Source organism: Streptomyces sp. MA5143a (assembly GCF_900290235.1).
GTDB lineage: Bacteria > Actinomycetota > Actinomycetes > Streptomycetales > Streptomycetaceae > Streptomyces.
Genome location: NZ_OLMK01000179.1, coordinates 1 through 985, shown reverse-complemented (window position 1 = coordinate 985; position 985 = coordinate 1). Strand labels below are relative to the sequence as shown.

1 protein-coding gene is annotated in these 985 nt (G+C 70.6%); it reads right to left on the bottom strand.

Annotation, left to right across the window (positions count from 1 at the left end; all coding sequences use genetic code 11):
* Positions 1-110: 110 nt before the first annotated feature.
* Positions 111-985 (bottom strand): IS701 family transposase (locus tag SMA5143A_RS42430; RefSeq protein WP_107468092.1); only part of this gene is annotated, 875 nt, incomplete at its 5' end.

Genomic DNA, 985 nt, shown 5'->3' with positions numbered 1-985 from the left:
AGTGCTTGGTCAGGTCGGTATCGCTGTGGGTATGTCGCGGTGACAGGTGGGGCAGGCGCCGGTCCAGGCCGCGAGGAGTAGCTGAAGTTCGCGGGTGACTCGGTAGAGGCTCAGGCCGGCGCCGTCTCTTTTGGGGACCGGGTGATGCGCTGGAGGGTGCAGAAGGCGTGCGCGACGGAGACGAGGGTGACGTGGTGGTGCCAGCCTCGCCAGGTGCGGCCTTCGAAGTGGGCCAGGCCCAGGGCCTGTTTCATCTCGCGGTAGTCGTGCTCGATGCGCCAGCGCAGCTTCGCGGTGCGGACCAGGGTGGCCAGCGGGGTGTCGGCGGGCAGGTTGGACAGCCAGAACTGGACGGGTTCGGGCTGGTCGGCGGGCCATTCGGCCAGCAGCCAGCGCACGGGCAGTTCGGGTCCGTCGGTGTTCTTGCGGATCTCGCGTCCGGCGGGCCTGATCCGCAGGGCCACGAACCGCGAGTACATCCGCTTCAAGCCGCTGCGGCCGCTGCCCGGGCGGGAGCCTTCCCGCCACTGCACCGGCTTCGCGGCCTGCTTGCCGGCCTCGATGACCAGCTTCTTCACCGTCTGGGCCGGCTCTGGGTAGGCGGGCTGGGGGCGAGGGCCGCGACCTGCGTAGGGCGGGGTGTGCGGCCTGGCTGCTTCCGGCTGGGCGGTGGTCGTGGTGGAGATGCCGACCGCGTAGTCAAGGCCGCGTTCCTCCAGGCCGAGGCGGAAGGCTGCCGCATCGCCGTAGCCGCCGTCGGCGACGACGAGGGGGACGTCGATGCCCCACGACCTGGTCTCGTCGATCATGTCCAGGGCCAGCTGCCATTTCTCCACGTGTCCGACGTCGGTTGGGATGCCGCACGTGGTGCGGCGGGCGACCTTGGCCTCATCGGCCTTCGGCGAGGCGGGGTCCCAGCTTTCGGGCAGGAACAGGCGCCAGTCGACGGCCGCCGATGCTGCGTCGGAGGCCAGGTGCAGCGACA